General features: G+C 71.6%; 14 protein-coding genes. 1 reads left to right on the plus strand and 13 read right to left on the minus strand.

The annotated features are described in order from the left end of the window. From LPW41_RS03555 to LPW41_RS03590, 8 genes are all read right to left on the minus strand, one after another. Positions 1-1,047, minus strand: a complete 1,047-nt coding sequence (locus tag LPW41_RS03555) for a sodium:calcium antiporter (RefSeq protein ID WP_230704134.1) — start codon at positions 1,045-1,047, stop codon at positions 1-3. 69 nt (positions 1,048-1,116) lie between these two features. Next, complete coding sequence (locus LPW41_RS03560) at positions 1,117-1,932, minus strand: tryptophan-rich sensory protein (protein ID WP_230704135.1); 816 nt, start codon at positions 1,930-1,932, stop codon at positions 1,117-1,119. A 289-nt stretch (positions 1,933-2,221) separates the two neighbouring features. Next, entirely contained in the window at positions 2,222-2,953 is a 732-nt protein-coding gene (locus LPW41_RS03565; RefSeq protein WP_230704136.1) for a GMP synthase, read from the minus strand. Positions 2,954-3,096: 143 nt separating this feature from the next. Further along, positions 3,097-4,200: an ABC transporter ATP-binding protein gene (locus tag LPW41_RS03570; RefSeq protein WP_144829893.1), complete on the minus strand. Its 1,104-nt coding sequence runs from the start codon at positions 4,198-4,200 to the stop codon at positions 3,097-3,099. Next, positions 4,197-5,006 (minus strand): ABC transporter permease, encoded by an 810-nt coding sequence (locus tag LPW41_RS03575; RefSeq protein WP_230704137.1) that lies wholly within the window; start codon positions 5,004-5,006, stop codon positions 4,197-4,199. The genes LPW41_RS03570 and LPW41_RS03575 overlap by 4 nt, the downstream gene beginning before the upstream one ends. Further along, a complete protein-coding gene (locus tag LPW41_RS03580; protein WP_230704515.1) occupies positions 5,003-5,887 on the minus strand; it encodes an ABC transporter permease subunit in 885 nt (294 codons plus the stop codon). The genes LPW41_RS03575 and LPW41_RS03580 overlap by 4 nt, the downstream gene beginning before the upstream one ends. A 29-nt stretch (positions 5,888-5,916) precedes the next feature. After that, positions 5,917-7,056 (minus strand): ABC transporter substrate-binding protein, encoded by a 1,140-nt coding sequence (locus LPW41_RS03585; RefSeq protein ID WP_230704138.1) that lies wholly within the window; start codon positions 7,054-7,056, stop codon positions 5,917-5,919. A 165-nt stretch (positions 7,057-7,221) separates the two neighbouring features. Then, complete coding sequence (locus LPW41_RS03590; protein ID WP_230704139.1) at positions 7,222-7,944, minus strand: LysR family substrate-binding domain-containing protein; 723 nt, start codon at positions 7,942-7,944, stop codon at positions 7,222-7,224. Positions 7,945-7,978: 34 nt separating this feature from the next. Here LPW41_RS03590 and LPW41_RS03595 point away from each other — a divergent pair, with 34 nt between their 5' ends. Then, entirely contained in the window at positions 7,979-8,368 is a 390-nt protein-coding gene (locus LPW41_RS03595) for a DUF1304 domain-containing protein (protein WP_144829881.1), read from the plus strand. 148 nt (positions 8,369-8,516) lie between these two features. Here the strand turns inward: LPW41_RS03595 and LPW41_RS03600 are convergent, their stop codons facing one another. From LPW41_RS03600 to LPW41_RS03620, 5 genes are all read right to left on the minus strand, one after another. Further along, positions 8,517-8,924, minus strand: coding sequence for a transferase (locus LPW41_RS03600; RefSeq protein WP_230704140.1), 408 nt, complete (start codon positions 8,922-8,924; stop codon positions 8,517-8,519). 254 nt (positions 8,925-9,178) lie between these two features. Further along, complete coding sequence (locus LPW41_RS03605; protein WP_144829875.1) at positions 9,179-9,955, minus strand: DNA-formamidopyrimidine glycosylase family protein; 777 nt, start codon at positions 9,953-9,955, stop codon at positions 9,179-9,181. Between the two features lie 44 nt (positions 9,956-9,999). Further along, entirely contained in the window at positions 10,000-14,691 is a 4,692-nt protein-coding gene (locus LPW41_RS03610) for an ATP-dependent helicase (RefSeq protein ID WP_230704141.1), read from the minus strand. Between the two features lie 69 nt (positions 14,692-14,760). Then, positions 14,761-16,356, minus strand: a complete 1,596-nt coding sequence (locus LPW41_RS03615) for an ABC-F family ATP-binding cassette domain-containing protein (RefSeq protein ID WP_230704142.1) — start codon at positions 16,354-16,356, stop codon at positions 14,761-14,763. Between the two features lie 201 nt (positions 16,357-16,557). Then, positions 16,558-17,226 carry an alpha/beta hydrolase gene (locus LPW41_RS03620; RefSeq protein WP_230704143.1) on the minus strand — a complete coding sequence of 223 codons (669 nt, stop codon included), beginning with the start codon at positions 17,224-17,226 and terminating at the stop codon, positions 16,558-16,560. Positions 17,227-17,311 lie beyond the last annotated feature (85 nt).

A 17,311-nucleotide genomic window follows, 5' to 3' on the forward strand; every position in this document is an offset into this window, starting at 1 on the left:
TCAGGCCGAGATGGCGAACAGACCGCCGATGCCCACGGCGTAGAGCACGAGGACGACGAACGAGTCGATGCCCATGCCGATCAGCCGTCGCTGCGGGCGGAAGATCAGGCCCACGACGTATACGAGCGTCAGCAGGGCGGCGAGAGCCGTCAGGTAGATGTCGGCGGCGTTGGCGCTGGGGAGCACCGCCGTCCCCGAGATCACCGTCGCCACGAGGAAGAGCGCCGGCAGGAAGGCGTTGCCGCCGAAGATGTCGCTGATCGCGAGGTTGTCGTCACCCTGGCGGATGGCCTGCAGCCCGGTCGAGATCTCGGGCAGCGAGGTCGCGAGGGCGAGCACCGTCGCGCCGAAGAGCACCCCCGACAGTCCGATCTGCGACGACGCCGCATCTCCCGCGCGCTCGAGCACCACGCCCGCCACGAGGGTGGCGAGTGCCGAGATCGAGAACACGACCGCGGCTTTCTTCGTGCTCATCGCCTTCGCCGGATCCTTCTTGTGCGGCTTCGGCGTGGCATCCGGTGCCCGACCGTCCTCGTGCCACGGCAGGTGCGATCCGGCGCGCTGCACGAGGATCAATCCCACGATCCACAGGGCCGCGATCAGCACGACGTCGGGGGTGAGCCGCAGCACCTCGAGTCCGCTCGGCAGCTGGCTTCCCGCGATGACGACGGCCAGGACGGCGACGACGACGAGGCCCTCCAGGACGAGGGTGAGGGATGCCGCGCGGTAGGTCAACGGCTTCACCCCGCGGCCCCGCTTGCCGAAGGCGTCGAGGATGACGAGCACGACCGTCTGCAGGGCGATCCCACCCAGGATGTTGCCCACCGCGACCTCGAGGTTGCCCGAGACGGCCGCCGACACCGTGATGGCGATCTCGGGGAGGTTGGTCGCCACCGCGAGCACGATGAGGCCTCCGAGCGCACTGCCCAGGTGCAGTCGGGCGTCGAGGACGTCGGTTGCTTTCGACAGCTGGATTCCGGCGACCCACACCACCGCCGCTGCGGCGACGAAGATCACGACGAGCAGGAAGAACGGCAGCGAGTCCACCGCCCGATTACACTCCCCGCGCCGTGTGCATCCGCCCCTCTTGCGGGACGGATGCAACGGGTCTAGTCGTCAGTCGACGCTCGGGCGGATCAGACGCAGCACCCGGACGATCACCGGCGGAAGCAGGACGACCGCGGCCACGACGAGAGCGGTCGCGCCGATCGGGCCGCTCTGCGGCTCGCCGGTGAAGCGCTCCACGGCGAGCCAGCTGAGGCCCCAGGCGAGGGCGATCGCGGGCGTCACGCGCCACGAGCTGCGCCAGGCGATCGCGAGTCCGATGAGGGCCACCACGATCAGGACCGCGATGCCGATGGCATCCGCCCCCTGCTCCCAGCTCGGCGGGACGATCGTCGTCAGCCATGCCGCGGTATTCGCGACGGTCGCCAGGGTGACCCAACCGAGGTGGAGGCCGGTGACGCCGTCGATGAGCACCGAGTCCAGGACGCCGCCCCGCGGCTCGCGGGTGGCGACCGCGACGCGGAACGTCCAGCCGAGCGCCGCGAGAAGCAGCACGATCACGACGACGGTGAGGAAGAGCGTCCCGAAGCGTGCGGCGACCAACCACAGTCCGTTGAGGGTCATCGTCAGCGCGATCAGCCAGCCGAGGGCGCGCTGGCGCGGGTTCGTGCGCTGGCGGGGGAGCGCCTGCCAGATCGAGTACGCGATCAGGCCGAGGCAGATGACCGACCAGATCGAGAACGCGGGACCGGCGGGCGCGAGGTACGAGCCGTCGGTGTTGAGCGCGCCCCCCTGCTGGTCCTGCACGGCGGAGTTTCCGAAGGCACCCGCGCCGATGACGGCCGCGATCAGCATGAACGACACGGCGGAGAGGACGACGATCTGGCGCGCGAGGTCCGAGCCCCGCCACTGAGCTGTTCCGTTCATATCTAGAACACTAGAAAAGCTAGGTAAATGGGGTGGTCGGGGTTGACATTGCCCAGTCCGGGGTGCCGTCGTGCGGACGGGGGAGGGGACACGCCGTGTGGCGACTCGTCGGGGCGGCGTGTCGTCGTCGGGATCCGCAGGACGGCACCTGCCGCGGGTTCAGGCGCCGTCGTGCGGACGGGGACTGTGACACGCCGGGTGGCTGGGCGTCGGGGCGGCGTGTCGTGCTCGGGATCCGCAGGACGGCACCTGCGTGAGGCGCCGCGCTCGGCCTCCTGCCAGGGCGGGCTCAGGCGGCGACGGCGCGGGCGGCGAACGACCGCAGCAGAAGCGTCGGCTGCTCGACCGTGGCGATGCGCACCTGCGCCGACACCTCGTCGAAGGCATTGGCGTCGAAGTAGCCGGCCTCGCGGTACACGCGCATGCGGGCGACGAACGCGTCGGCGGTCGGCTCGGGGTGGAACTGCGTCGCCCACAGAGCCGTCCCGGCGCGGTAGGCCTGCACGGGGCACGCGTCGTTCCACGCCAGCAGGGTGGCGCCGGGCGGGACCGCCGCGGTGCCCTCCTTGTGCGCGGTGTACGCCTGGAAGCGGGGGTCCAGGATGCCGAAGAGCTCGTCATCCCGCCCGGCTTCGGTCAGCGCGATCTCGGCGGGCCCGGTGTCTTCGGGGTGCTCCAGCGTCACGACTCCGCCCAGCAGGCGCGTGACCACGCCGATGCCGAAGCAGGTGAACATGACGTTCGTGCGGCCCTCGATGCCGGCCGCGGCCAGACGCTCGAGGTCGCGCTCGAGGCGCAGTTGCTCGTCGGTCTTGTCGGTGGCGGTGACGTTGAACGGGCTGCCGCCCACGACCACCGCGGCGTAGCGCTCGAGGTCGGCAGGGAGGGGCTGGCGGACGAGGTCGTGGTGCACGAGGTCGTCGCCTCGCACCCCCAGCCCGTCGCGGAACGAGGCCCACTCCGCCACGGCCGCATCGCGCTGCGGGCGGGCGCAGACGTAGAGCAGGGGCAGCGGAGTCACCCAGGGATTCTATGCGGCTCGCGCCCCCGCCGAGCAGGGCTGGAAACGCGGCGACACGTGCCGCGCGGAACGGCCCGGCGTTCATGCGCGGGGTGCCCGAGCCGGCGGGGCGGCGAGGGGGCGGATGCCGAGGGCTCGGGGCGTCAGCCGGCGACGGGCCGCGTGAGCACGGCGATGTCGTCGAGGCGCACGCGCACGCGAGCCCCGACCGCCAGCCCGAGGTCGGCGCCGTGCTGCACGTGCACGTGGGAGCCCTCGGCGGTCGCCACCAGCGAGCGGCGGATGCTGCCGAGGAACGTGGTCTGCTCCACAACGGCATCCGTCCCCTCCTCGCCCGCGCCGACGAGCCGAACGTTCTCGGGGCGCACGAACACCTCGCAGGGTCCCTCGTCGGCCGCGGCGAGCAGCGGGAGGCGTCGACCCCACACCTCGACCGTGGCGCCCGTGACGACACCGGGCACGAGGCTCGACGACCCGACGAAGGCGGCGACCTCGGCGTTCGCGGGGCGCGTGTAGAGCTCTTCGGGGCTGCCGACCTGCAGGATGCGGCCGGCGCCCATCACGGCGACGCGGTCGGACACGGCCAGCGCCTCCTCCTGGTCGTGCGTGACGAAGACGGTCGTGGTGCCCAGGCGCTGCTGGATGCGGCGGATCTCGTCGCGCAGCTGCACGCGCACCTTGGCGTCGAGCGCCGACAGCGGTTCGTCGAGCAGCAGCACGCGCGGCTCGGTCACCAGGGCCCGCGCGAGCGCCACGCGCTGCTGCTGACCGCCCGACATCTGATGCGCGTACCGATCGGCGAGGTGGCCGAGGCCCACGAGGTCGAGCGCGTCGCCCGCGCGGCGGCGGGCTTCTGCCGTGCCCACGCCACGACGACGGAGGCCGAACGCCGTGTTCTCGAGCGCGCGCAGGTGGGGGAACAGCGAGTATGACTGGAACACCATGCCGATGTCGCGCTTGTTCGTCGGCACACCCGAGACATCGCGACCGCCGATGCGCACCTCGCCCGCGCTGGCCTGCTCGAGCCCCGCGAGCACCCGCAGGGCCGTCGTCTTGCCGCAGCCCGAGGGCCCGAGCAGCGACACGAACTCGCCGGGCGCGACGTCGAGGTCGACGCCGTGCAGCACGCGCGTGGAGCCGTAGTCCTTCACGACCCCGCGCAGCTCGACGCCCGAGCTCGCGCTCGGCGCAAGCGCGGTCGCTGCGGTGTCGGGGAGGGCGCGGGCGGGGGTGTCGGCGGTGGTCATGAGGTCTTCCTTCCGGCACCGGCGCCGATGCGTCCGACGCGGCCGATGATGAGCAGCAGCACGAACGCGAACGCCAGTGCGAGCAGGGTGAAGATCGCCGCGACGTAGCCGTCCTGCTTGTTGACCACGACGAGCGCGGTCTGCAGCGTCTGGCGGTTCAGCAGCGAGGCGATCGTGAACTCGCCCAGCACGACCGCGACCGAGATGAGAACGGCCGCGAGCAGACCCTGCCGCAGGTTGGGCACGATGACGCGCAGCAGCACCGAGCCCCAGCCGGCGCCCAGCGTGCGGGCCGCTTCGGACAGGGTCGTGATGTCGATCGCGTCGATCGACGCCTGGATCGAGCGGTAGGCGAAGGGCAGCACCAGGATGCCGTAGGCGAAGGCGAGCGTCCACGCTCCGGTGCCGAGCGTGCGTCCGATCTGCAGATAGATCGGCGTGAGCCCCACCACCAGCACGATGGCGGGGATCGAGATCGGCAGGAGGGCGACGAACTCGAACACCCGCCGGAGCCGCGGGAAGGCCAGCGCGACGAGCACGAGGGTCGGGGTGAAGAGCCCGAGCACGAGGGCGACCGTGACTGCGGCGAGGATCAGGGAGTTGCCCAGCCCCGTCCAGATCGGGCGGTACTTCGCGGCGTTGGCCGGATCGAAGATGCCCGCCCAGCGATCGAACGACAGTCCCGAACCGCCGGGCAGCGGCGTGAGGGTGAACAGCGCGGTCGCGGCGAAAGGCACGGCGAAGGCGAGGCCGACGACGACCGCGATGATCCAGCGCGCGGTGCGCGGGGGAGCGAGCGGGTTCACGCCTGCCACCTCGCCGCACGGCGCTGGATGAGCGCGTAGACCACCATGACCCCGGCCACCACGACGATCATGCCGAGCGCGAGCGCCCCCGCGAGGTTCTCGCGCCCGAGCACGGTCTCGCTGGTCAGGGCGGTGCGGATCTGCAGGGGCACGATCTGCGACCCCTGGCTCGCGAGGGCCGCGGCGGTCGCGTACGACGAGAACGCGTTCGCGAACAGCAGCAGCAGGCTCGCGAGGAACGATGGGGCGAGCACGGGGATGCCGACGTGGCGCCAGAACCCGCCCTTCGTGCCGCCCAGCGTCAGGTGCGCCTCGACCCACTGCGGCTTGAGGGCGGCGAGGGCGGGCATGAACGTCAGCACCATGAGCGGGATCTGGAACACGAGGTAGGCCACGACGACCCCGGGCAGGTCGTAGAGCCACACGCCGTTCTCGTACAGCGAGATGCCGGTGAGCTGACGCAGCATCACCGTCACCACCCCCTGCGCACCGATCGCCGCGATGAGCACGAAGGCGAGCATCACGCCGCCGAATTGCGCGAGGACTCCGGATGCCGCGTCGACGGCGGTCCGCACGGCACCGGTCTCGGCGAGCCCGAGCAGGGCCCAGCACACCAGGGCCCCGACGACGGAGCCGATCACCGCGGTCACGAGCGACACCCACGCGGAGTTGGCGAACGTCGACAGCACGAGCGGATCGCCGAGCGCGGCGACGCTGTCGAGGGTGAAGGCGCCGCCTCGACCGACGAAGCCCGAGCCCACCGCGAGCACGGTGGGCAGGGCGAGGAAGAGCAGCACGTACGCGGCGAAGGGGACGAGCCCGAGCCACGCCCAGCTCCGACGCGCCGCGCCGCGCGGCGACGGAGCGGGCTGCTCCGACACCGCGGGGACGACGACCTGGTCGAGAACGGTCACTGGACCGCCGTCGCCCACTTCTGTCCGAGGGTCTCGCCGGCGGTGGTCGACTGAGCCTCGGTCGGCACGACAGTGTCGCTCGGCGCCGTGGGCAGTGCCGCGGCGAGCGTCTTGTCGATCGTGCCCGCCGAGGTCATGGCCTCCATGCGCGCGGGGCGGGCGCCGCCCTTGAGCCACAGGTTCTGAACCTCGTCGCTGTAGAGGAACTCCTGCCACAGGCGCGCGGCGGCCGGGTGCGGGGCGTCCTTGTTGATCGCCTGGTTGTAGTAGCCGGCGTATCCGGTGCCCGGCAGGACCACGGTCTTCCACGTCGGCACGGCCGACGCCTGCGCGGCGTTCAGGTAGTCCCAGTCGAAGACCACGGGGGTCTCACCGCTGGCGATCGTGGCGTCGGTGGGGTCGACCTTGAGGAAGTTGCCGGCCTTGTTGAGCTCGCCGAAGAACTCGATCCCGGGGGTGAAGTCGTCGAGCGTGCCGTCGTTCTGCACGGTCGCAAGGCCCACCGCGGCGAAGGCCGAACCCGCCTGCGTCGGGTCGCCGTTGATCGCCACGGCGCCCTTGTAGGCCGGCTTCAGCAGGTCGCTGAGCTGGGTGGGCGCGGGGAAGCGTGCGGAGTCGTAGCCGATCGACATGTACCCGCCGTAGTCGCCGACGAACAGACCCGACGACTCCTTCAGCGCATCGGGGATCTCGTCGAAGGTCTGCACCTTGTACGCGGCGAATGTGTCGGTGTTCTGCAGGGCCACGGCGAGGCCGAGGTCGAACACGTCGGGCGCGGTGTCGAGACCCTCGTTGGCGGTCGCGGCCTGGATCTCCTCGGCGCTCGAGACGTCGGGCGACTGCTCGTTGATCGTGATCTCGGGGTAGCGCTGGGCGAACAGGTCGAGGATCTCGCCGTAGTTGGCCCACGTGCGCGGCAGCGCAATCACGTTGAGCTGGCCCTCGGCCTTGGCCGCGGTCTCGAGGTCGGCGAGGGTGCCGAAGGCGGCGACGCTGGTCGCGGCCTTCGCGTCGACGCCGCCGTCGGCGGAGGAGTCGGCGCTGCCGCCCGCACAGCCGGCGAGCGTGAGCGCCGCGGCCGTGACGAGGGCGAGTCCGGCGACGGTGCGGCCGGCGGAAAGGCTCGGGAATGACATGGTTTCCTCTCGGGTCTCTCGGGAGGGGTGACCGGAACGGCCGACGTGAGACGGAGGAAAGCTACGAGCGCGGCGTGACCGGCGGGGACGCGACGGGTGAATTCGATTCGTCCTGCGGGCGAACGAATCCCGCCCCGGGGCGTTTTTCTGCGCGCAGGCGAAGCGTCAGCGCGACGAGCGCGCGGTGCGCCCGCGCACGATGCCCACGAACTCCTCGACGTCGGGCGTCGTCCGCTCGCGCAGCCAGGCGAGGGCGACGGTCGAGACCGGTCCGTCGCGGAGCACGCGGTACTCCACGTCGCGCCGCTGGTGAGCCCGGGCGAGCGACATCGGCACCACCGCGATTCCGACCCCCGCGGCGACGGTCGCGATCGCCTCGGCGGTATCGGCCGGCGGCGCGAAGCTCGGGGCCACGGCATCCGGAATCTCGAGATGCAGCACATCGTCGGCCGGAGTGATCTGGATCTCACCGGCCAGGTCGGCCAGATCCACCTCGTCGGCCGCGGTCAGGTGCGATTCCGTCGACATGACGACCACCGGCTGCTCCTCGTAGAGCGCGATGACGTGAAGATCGTCGGATGCCGCCAGCGGCAGACGAACCAGAGCGGCGTCGACCTCGTCGAGGGCGGCCACCTGCGTCTCGACCGCGATCTCGCGCAGTTCGAGGGCGACCCGCGGCATCCGCTCGCGCCACAGACCGATCCACTTGCCGGGAGTGGCGCCCGGGATCGCGCCGAGCACGAAGGTGCGCGGTGCTTCGCGCGGAGGCCTCGGGGCGGGCTTCGGCTTCGCCTTCGGGGCGGAAACCCGCTTCGCGGGTGCGGCTTTCGAACCCGGTGCCCGACGGGGGGTTCCGCCGCGACCTCGTGACCCGCTGCCGTTCGCCATGTCCCCAGGCTATCCGCGACGCTAACGTGGGGGCATGATCGGCACCCTGGCACTCGTCTTCGCCGGCCTCGCGGCCTTGCTCCACGTGTACATCTTCGTGCTCGAGAGCGTTCGATGGACTCAGCCCAAGACGTGGCGCACCTTCGGGATCGCCGACCAGCAGGCGGCCGACATCACCAAGCCGATGGCCTACAACCAGGGCTTCTACAACCTGTTCCTCGCCATCGGCGCGTTCGTCGGAATCGTGTTCTGGCTGGTGAACGGCATCGGCGACGTGGCCGGACGCACGCTGCTGATCTTCTCGCTGGGCTCGATGGTGGCCGCCGCGCTCGTGCTCGTGACCTCGGGCCGTAAGTACCTGCGCCCCGCATCGATCCAGGGCACGCTGCCGCTGATCGGACTCGTGCTGGCGATCTTCGCCTGACGCTGCGGGGTACCGCCTGCGCTCGCAGACTCGAGCGGGCACGGCGGGATCGCCTCTCGCGGGATCCGGGCAGGCGGCGACCCCGAACAAACGAAAACCCGCACGCTCCGAAGAGTCGTGCGGGTCGTTTGTGCCCGACGGGCGGTGCTCACGCCGCCAGGCGCAGGCCCCGTCGGTCGGTGGCGACGGCTTCCCCGTCGTTGATGATCTCGTCGTCGCCGATGAGCGAACCCATCGCGATGCGAGCGTTGTGACCCACCTGGGTGCGGACGCCGATGTGCGCGCCTGCGCCGATCACGGCACCCGCGCAGATGTGGGCGTGAGGCTCGATGCGCGCTTCCGGGCCGATGACGGCGTCGGATTCGATCCACGCGCCGCGACCGACACGAACACCCGCGGCGATCTGCACGCCGGGTTCGACGTAGGCGCCGTTCTCGACCAGCGCCGACGGGTGGACCTTCGCGCCGTGCGCGACGAGTCCGCGACCATTGACGTGCTTGCGGTAACGCAGCATCTCGCCGTGGTCGTTTTCGATGTCGATGTAGTTCTTTCCCACGATCCCCTCCGGTCGGCTCTCGGGTCCGCCGACATGTATGACAACGGGTCGGGAATGCCCTTCATTCCCTCTGACGGTTGTTCGTCGCCCCCTAGCCGATCGGTTTCCTCGATGTCGAGAGAACGTCGGCGTGGCCCGTTCGTGTCGTTGTCCCTACGTTCTCGCACGTCGCGCCGAGCGCGATGGACGGGTTGACACGGAGAGGCGGAAGACTCGTCGGCACGGGTCGTCGGCGCGGGGGAGAGGGGCGGTGCTCAACCGGGCTGGCAGGTGGGACACCAGAAGACGTTGCGTTCGCTGGTGGCCGAGGCCCCGAGCGTCGTGGCGCGGATCGGTGTGCCGCACCGACGGCATGGCGCCCCCTCGCGCCCGTAGACCCAGAAGCGGCGCCCCGGCCGGCTGTCACCGGTGAAGGTGCGTTCGGGTCGCGGCAGGTTCGCGCGGATCATGCGCTCGCCGAGGGCGATCGTCGCCTGCGCGTCGATCTCGGTCGCGGGGGTCGTCGGTGCGATCCCTCGGACGAACAGCAGCTCGTTCGCGTAGACGTTTCCGAACCCGGCGACGTTGCGCTGGTCGAGCAGAGCGACGTGCGCGGCGCGGGTGTCGGCGGCGACGCGCCGCACGGCTTCCGCCTCATCCCAATCGTCGGCCAGGAGGTCGGGGCCCAGGTGTCCAATGACGGTGTGCTCGTCGCTGGTGCGCAGCACCTCGACCATGGCGAGGTCGAACCCGACGGCGTCGGCGCCGGTGACGCCGACGATCGCGCGGGCCTTGAACGCCGGGCGACGCCAGCGTTCGCCCGGGCGGTAGACGTCCCACCGGCCCTCCATCTTCAGGTGCGAGTGAAGGGTGTATCCGCCGATGCGGTGCAGCAGATGCTTGCCCCGCGCGGCGACCTCGTGCACCGTCTCGCCGCGGAGGTCGGCCGTCGCACTCCCCGGAACGCGGATGTCGAAGCGGGTCACCACCTTGCCGGTGAGCGCGGCCGACAGTTTGGCCGCGGCGCGGTAGACGGTGTCACCCTCGGGCACAAGTGACTCCGTCGTTTCGGGGGGCGGGGGCCGCAGGCGACTGCTCAGGCACGCGCGGCCTCTCGCAGGGTGTCTCCCGCGGTGACCTTACGCAGCGTCAGGCCCTTGGGCGACTCGACGAAGCCCGCCTCGCGCAGGGCTCGGCCGACGGCGGTGCCGTAGACGAACTCGCCGTTGACCTGCTCGACGGTCAGGGTGTCGAGGCGCCGCTTCTTCGCCGTCTCGGCGAGGTGGCGCCCGGCCGCCTGGAGTCGCGCTTCGTCATCGGTGAAGGCGAGGGCGCTGCGGCCTCCGCGTTCGAGGTACAGCGTCAACTCGCCGTCGACGAGCACCACGAGGCCTCCGGCCTTGCGCCCGGGTCGATGAGTGACACCTTCGATCGCGGGCCATCCGAGGGCGGCACCGTAGGGGTTGGCCGGATCGGTGGCGGCGAGCGTGACCGCCCGGAGCGGGGGCGGATCGGCGACGGCCGCGAACTCGCGCAGACGATCGACGGTCGCCGACGCGGCGAACTGCGCGGCGCCGAGCTTCTCGATGACGTAGCCGCGGCGGCAGTGACCGGCCTCTTCGAACCCGGCGAGGATGCGGTACACCTGCGCGAACCCGCCGGGCACGCCCTCCGACTGCACGGCCCCGCGCGTGACGACGCCGTAGCGGTCGAGCAGCAGGCTCGCCGTCGCGGTCGCGCGGGCTGCGGCATCCGCCTCCCGCTCCGGGAGGAGCGACCAGCGCCCGCCGAGCGAGGGAGGACGGGGAGCGGAGGTCGCGCGCGGGATGGACGCGCCGCGGTACATGCGGGCGCGCGGGGGACGGCGGGCCACCCGGTGCGACTGCCCTCCACCGCTGAGCAGGGTGCGGACGGGGGCGAAGGTGTCGTTGGTGACGCGTCCGGCCCACGTGAGCGCCCACAGCGCGTCGTTGACCGACTGCTCGTTCTCGGCTCCCGCCAGCTGCCGCAGCTGTGCCGAGAAGTACGCGCCTCCGCCCGCGAGCGCCGCGAGCACGCGCGTCTCGAGCGAGTCGGGCGCCGGGTCGTCGGCGTCTTCGGGGTCTTGCAGAGTGAAGGGCGCCGCTTCGGCGGGATGCAGCGCGATCCACCCGTCGCGGCCGGGAAGGGTGCCGTGCCCCGACCACACGACCTCACCCGTCGCGGTCAGTTCGTCGAGCATCGCGGGGGTGTAGTCGGCCACGCGTGACGGCAGGACGAGCGACTCCCACGCGCTGGCGGGGATGGGAACGCCGGCCAGTTGCTCGACCACGGCGAGCACCCCGTCCACTCCTTCGAGAGGGCGGCCCAGGTGCTGCCACACCGGGAGGAAGCGGGCGTACGCCGCCGGTGAGACGGGCTCGACGCTGCCGCGGATCGCCGCGAGGGAGCGCATGCGCAACCGACGCAGCACCTCGGCGTCGCACCACTCCATCTCGTCGCCGCGTCCGGAATCACCGGCCCCCGAGCCCGCCGAGGAGGCGGGAAGGAAGAACCCGCTCGAGAGGCGTCCCTGCGATTCGAGGCGCTGCAGAGTGAGTCGCGCGACCGCGATGCCGACGCCCAGGCGCTGCGCGACGGCATCCGTCGTGAAGGGGGCGTGCGTGCGCGCGAAGCGGGCGACCAGGTCGCCGAGCGGATCGGCGAGCGGCTCGAGGAAGGCGTTCGGGATGCCGACGGGAAGGGCGGCACCGAGCGCGTCGCGCAGTCGACCGGCGTCTTCGATCCCCGCGACCCGGGGGATGCCTGCGATGGTCACGCGGATCGCGCGACGGTCGTCGACCAAGGCCGCGAGATGGCTCTCGGCCTCGGCGAGGGCGTCGCCCTCGGTGTCGAGGCGGTGCGCGACCTCGCTCGCATCGAGCGGGCCGAGGATACGGAGCAGGTCGGCGACGCCCTCGACGCCCCGGGCCTTGCGGTCGGGGTCGAGGCGCTGGGCCTCGCGCTCGAACTGCGCGATGACGTCGGGGTCGAGCAGCTCGCGCATCTCGACCTTGCCGAGCAGTTCGCTCAGCAGCGCCGGGTCGACCGACAGCGCCGCGGCGCGACGCTCGGCGAGCGGGGAGTCGCCCTCGTACATGAAGGCCCCGACGTAGCCGAAGAGCAGATCGCGGGCGTAGGGCGAGGGCTGCGACGTGGTGATCTCGACGAGGCGGATGCGGCGTTCGCCGATCTGCCGGGTCAGTCGCAGCAGGGAGGGCAGGTCGTAGACGTCTTGCAGGACTTCGCGCAGCGTCTCGAGGATGATCGGGAACGCGGGGTGCCGCTTCGCCACCTCGAGCAGCTGGGCGGAGCGCTGCCGCTGCTGCCAGAGCGGCGACCGCCGGTTGGGGTTGAGTCGCGGCAGCAGAAGGGCGCGCGCGGCGCACTCGCGGAACCGCGAAGCGAACAGCGCGGAACCGCCCACCTCGTCGGTGACGATCTGCTCGAGCTCGTCGGCCTCGAAGACGAACAGGTCGGCGCCGGGTGGCTCGGCCGCGGCATCGGGCACCCGGGCGATGATGCCGTCGTCGCTCGCGACGGCTGCGCCCTCGACGCCGAGGCGCTCGCGGATACGCGCGTTGACGGCGAGAGCCCACGGGGCGTGCACCTGCATGCCGTACGGGGAATGCAGGATGATGCGCCAGTCGCCGACCTCGTCGCGGCTGCGCTCGACGGTCAGCGTCTTGTCGGTGGGGAGGCTCCCTGTGGCCTCGCGCTGCTCGGCCAGATACGCCAGCAGGTTGGTGATGGCGTTGTCGTCGAGGCCCGACTCGCGCAGGCGCTCTTCGGCTTTGCCTCGGTCGAGGCCCGCGACGTCGCGCGAGAACTTTCCGAGAGCCTCGCCGAGTTCGGCCGGCCGGCCGATGCCGTCACCGTGCCAGAACGGGAGCTTGCCGGGCTGGCCGAAGGCGGGCAGCACGTTGACGCGGTCGTGGGTGATCTCGACGATGCGCCAGCTCGTGGTGCCGAGGGTGAAGACGTCGTTGACGCGCGATTCGTAGACCATCTCTTCGTCGAGCTCGCCGACGCGCGCGTTCTGCGACTCTCCCGCGACGAAGACGCCGAACAGGCCGCGGTCGGGGATGGTGCCGCCGCTGGTGACAGCGACGCGCTGCGCTCCGGGTCGACCCGTGAGGGTGCCGGCGTCGCGGTCCCAGACCAGGCGGGGGCGCAGCTCGGCGAACTCGTCGGAGGGGTAGCGGCCGGCCAGGAGATCGAGGGTGGCCTCGTACGCCGAGCGGGGGAGCGAGCGGAACGGCGCGCTGCGCTTGACCGTGTCGAACCACTCCTCGACGTCGATCGCACCGAGCGCCGAGGCGGCGACGGTCTGCTGGGCGAGGATGTCGAGCGGGTTCTGGGGCACCGAGATCGCCTCGATCTGCCCGGCGAGCATGCGCTCGGTGACCACGGCGGTGTGCAGCACGTCGCTGCGGTGCTTGGGGAAGAGCGCCGCCCGGCTGACCTCGCCGACCTGGTGGCCGGCACGTCCGATGCGCTGCAGGCCGGAGGCAGCGCTCGGCGGCGACTCGACCTGGATCACGAGGTCGACCGCGCCCATGTCGATGCCGAGCTCGAGGCTGCTGGTCGCGACGACGCACCGCAGCACGCCCGACTTCAATTCGTCTTCGACCTGGGCGCGCTGTTCTTTGGACACCGAGCCGTGGTGCGCCTTGGCGAGGATCGCGGCGACGCCGGCCGACGAGCCCGCCTGCGCCATCATCGCCGCGGGAACGGTCGGGTCGGGCACGTCGATGCCCTGCCGTTCGGCGTAGATCTCGTTCAGTCGACCCGTCAGGCGCTCGGCCAGGCGACGCGAGTTGGCGAACACGATCGTCGAGCGTCGTTGGAGGATACGGTCGACGATCGCTTCTTCGACGTGCGGCCAGACCGACCCGGCCATCTCGGTGCTCTCGGGGCGCTCCGAGAACCACTCACCGTCGACGGCCTCGTCGGGGGCCGGCGAGCCCGGGGGTGGCGGCGGGTTGAGCATGTCGTCGATCGGCACCACGACCGAGAGGTCGTAGGCCTTGGTCGCCCGCGGGGCGACGATGTCGACCGGCTGCGCCCCACCCAGGAAACGCGCTACCTCATCGATGGGACGCACGGTGGCCGAGAGGCCGATGCGCTGGGCGGGCTTGTCGAGCAGGGCGTCGAGGCGCTCGAGGCTCACCGCCAGGTGCGCGCCGCGCTTGGTGGCCGCGACCGCGTGCACCTCGTCGATGATCACCGTGTGCACGCCGCGCAGCGTCTCGGCCGCCTGGCTCGTGAGCATCAGGTAGAGCGACTCGGGCGTGGTGATGAGGATGTCGGGAGGCGCGGTCACGAGCTTGCGGCGGTCGCTCGAACTCGTGTCGCCCGAGCGCACGCCCACCGTCACCGAGGGCACCTCGATGCCGAGACGGCGCGCCGACTGCCCGATCCCGACGAGCGGTGAGCGGAGGTTGCGCTCGACGTCGACGCCCAGGGCCTTCAGCGGTGAGATGTAGAGGATGCGCGTGGTGGTCGGCGGCGCTTTCGGGGCAGCGCTCTTGCCGCGGCGTGCGGGAGCGGCATCCGGAACCTCGGGGCCCTTCTCGCGGAACACCCGGTCGATCGCGAAGAGGAAGGCCGACAGCGTCTTGCCGGAACCCGTGGGCGCGACCACGAGCGCGTTGCGGCCGGACGACACGGATTCCCACGCGCCCTTCTGCGCATTGGTCGGCGCCGAGAAGGCGCCACGGAACCAGTCCTGCGTCGCAGGACCGAATCTCTCCAACACGTCGGCCATGCCGACATCCTCTCCCGGACCTCCGACATCGGGTCGGGGTTGACGTTCGCCCGCCGCGGAAACGCCCGCTTAGACCGGCTCCTCGCGGAGCCTCCCCTCCCGCAGCTCGAGCCGCAGGTCGAGTCCGAGCCGCGCGAGGAAGGCGTCGTCGTGACTCACGACGAGCACGACCCCGCGATACGCCTGCAGAGCGGCGAGGAGCTGCTCGACGGTGTCGAGGTCGAGGTTGTTCGTCGGTTCGTCGAGCACGAGTATCTGCGGGGGCGGATCCGCCAGCAGCACGCGGGCGAGAGCGACGCGGAAGCGCTCGCCGCCCGACAGCGATCCGAGCGGTCGGCTGACCGCGTCGCCGCGCACGAGGAACCGCGCCAGTCGATCGCGCACGAGCGGAACGGGAACGCTCGGCGCCGCCGCGCACACCGTATCGAGGACGGATGCCGTGTCATCGAGGCCGTCGAGGCGCTGCGGCAGGTAGCCGATGTGCTCGACGCTCGCGCGCGCGCGGACCGGTCCCTCCGGCGCCGCGGAGTCGAGGAGGTTCTCGAGGAGGGTCGTCTTGCCCGCGCCGTTGCGCCCCACGAGGGCGACGCGCTCGCGGCCCGTGACGATCCACTCCCTCTCCCCGTCGCCGAGCGACATGACCCGCCGCCCGGCCGCGTTGCCCGGATCGGGCAGGTCGATGCGCACCACGTCGTCATCGCGCACACGGGCGGACGCCTCGCTCAGCGCCGCGCGCGCGGCATCCTCCTTCCCCTTCATCTCGGTGCTCAACCGGCCCGCGCTCACCTGGGCCGCGTCGGCTCGGGCTCCCGCGAGGATCTTGGGGACCCGCTTCTCGACCCGCGCCTTGTGCGCGACGCGCGATCGCGTGGCGAGCTTGTCGTACGACTCGATGCGCTGCCGGCGCTCACGCCGCAGGGACTGGGCCGCGTCGCGCTCGGCGCGGACGGCGGCCTCCTGCTCCGCGTCGCGGTGGGCGCGCCAGGCGCTGTACGGACCGCCGACCACATCGAGAGTGTGGTCGTACAGCTCGGCGGTGGCATCCATCAGCTCCAGCAGGCCGATGTCGTGACTGACGACGATCAGCGTGCCGGACCACCCCCGTACGAGGCCGCTCACGCGCGCCCGCGCATCGCGGTCGAGATCGTTCGTCGGCTCGTCGAGGAGTGTGATGTCGGCCGCGCGGGCGCGGAGCCCGACGAGGGCGGCCATCATCGTCTCGCCGCCCGAGAGCTCGCCGACCGTTCGATCGAGGGCTTCGGGCGGCAGACCCGCCTCGGCGAGCAGGGCCTGGGCGCGCGCCTCCACGTCCCAGTCGTCGCCGACGGCGTCGAAGCGGTGCGGTGCGACATCGCCCGACTCGATCGCGCGGAGTGCGGTGAGAGCCGTTTCGACGCCGAGAAGGGCGGCGACGGGGCGATGCGGGTCGGCGGCGAGGCGTTGAGGGAGCATCGCGACCTCACCGGACGTCGAGACCGTGCCGGACGTGGGGGCGAGCTGCCCCGCAGCCACCCGGAGGAGTGTGGATTTGCCGGCGCCGTTGCGACCGACGAGTCCGGTACGGCCGACCCCGATCACCCCCGAGATCTCGTCGAGGGCGACGGTTCCGTCGGGCCACACGAGGCGCACGCGGTCGAAAACGAGGGAAGAAGGAAGAGATGACAAGACGGAACTCCGATGACGCGGGGTGCGCGGACACCGGACCCGTCCGCATCAGCGGAGGGATGCCGAGAAGACGGCGGGTCGACGGATCAGCGCGCGGACAGGGGCGCGGAAGCGTCGACGTTCTTCACCGGAGGAGACCTCGTTCTCGGGGACAGGAGCATTCGCGATAGCCCACACTCGGGCTGCGCGTCACCCCTGGGATCAGCTCGCGTCGGTACCGGCGCGGTCGGCCAGCCGTTCGTCGAGGAAAGCGCGCACGTCGTCGAGCTCGTCCTGCGAGATCGAATGCGTGAGACCCGGGTACACCCGGCCGCGGAGGTCGCTGTGAGCGGGCAGCCACTGCGATGTCGCGTCGACCAGAGGCGTCGGGATGACGTCGTCGGCGGCCCCGCGGCCCCAGAACACCGGTGGGCGTCGTTCGCCGAGCACGGCGTCGCCGGGCAGCTCACCGCCCGCGGCGTACCCCGCCAGCACGACCGCGAACTGCACGGCATCCGGATCCGCCCGGAGGGTCTGCAGGGCGACGGCACCGCCCTGCGAGAAACCGAGGAGTCCGACGGGGGCGTCACCCACGGCGTCGCGGATCCAGGCGAGCACCGCCTCGGCGGCGCGGGTGACCGCGTCGGGATCACGACCGTCGAGACCCTCGATCGGGTACCACGACGCGCCCGGCATGGGCCAGGGTGGCGAGAGCGGTGCGCGCAGGCTCGCGATCACGAAGGCCTCGGGCAGATACGGCACCAGACCGAACAGGTCGTGTTCGTCGGACCCGTAACCGTGCAGCAACAGCAGGACCGGCCGGCGGCCGCGCTCTTCGGGCGGCACCGACCACCGCACGACGGACGGGTCGAGGGGGGACTCAACGCTCATGCGGCCATTGTGGCAAGGGCCTCCGACATCGCCCGCATCGCGGTCGAAGATCTGCTCCGGCGCGCGGCCCGCGGACGGTACCGTT

The organism is Microbacterium sp. JC 701, from assembly GCF_021026215.1.
Lineage (GTDB): Bacteria > Actinomycetota > Actinomycetes > Actinomycetales > Microbacteriaceae > Microbacterium > Microbacterium algihabitans.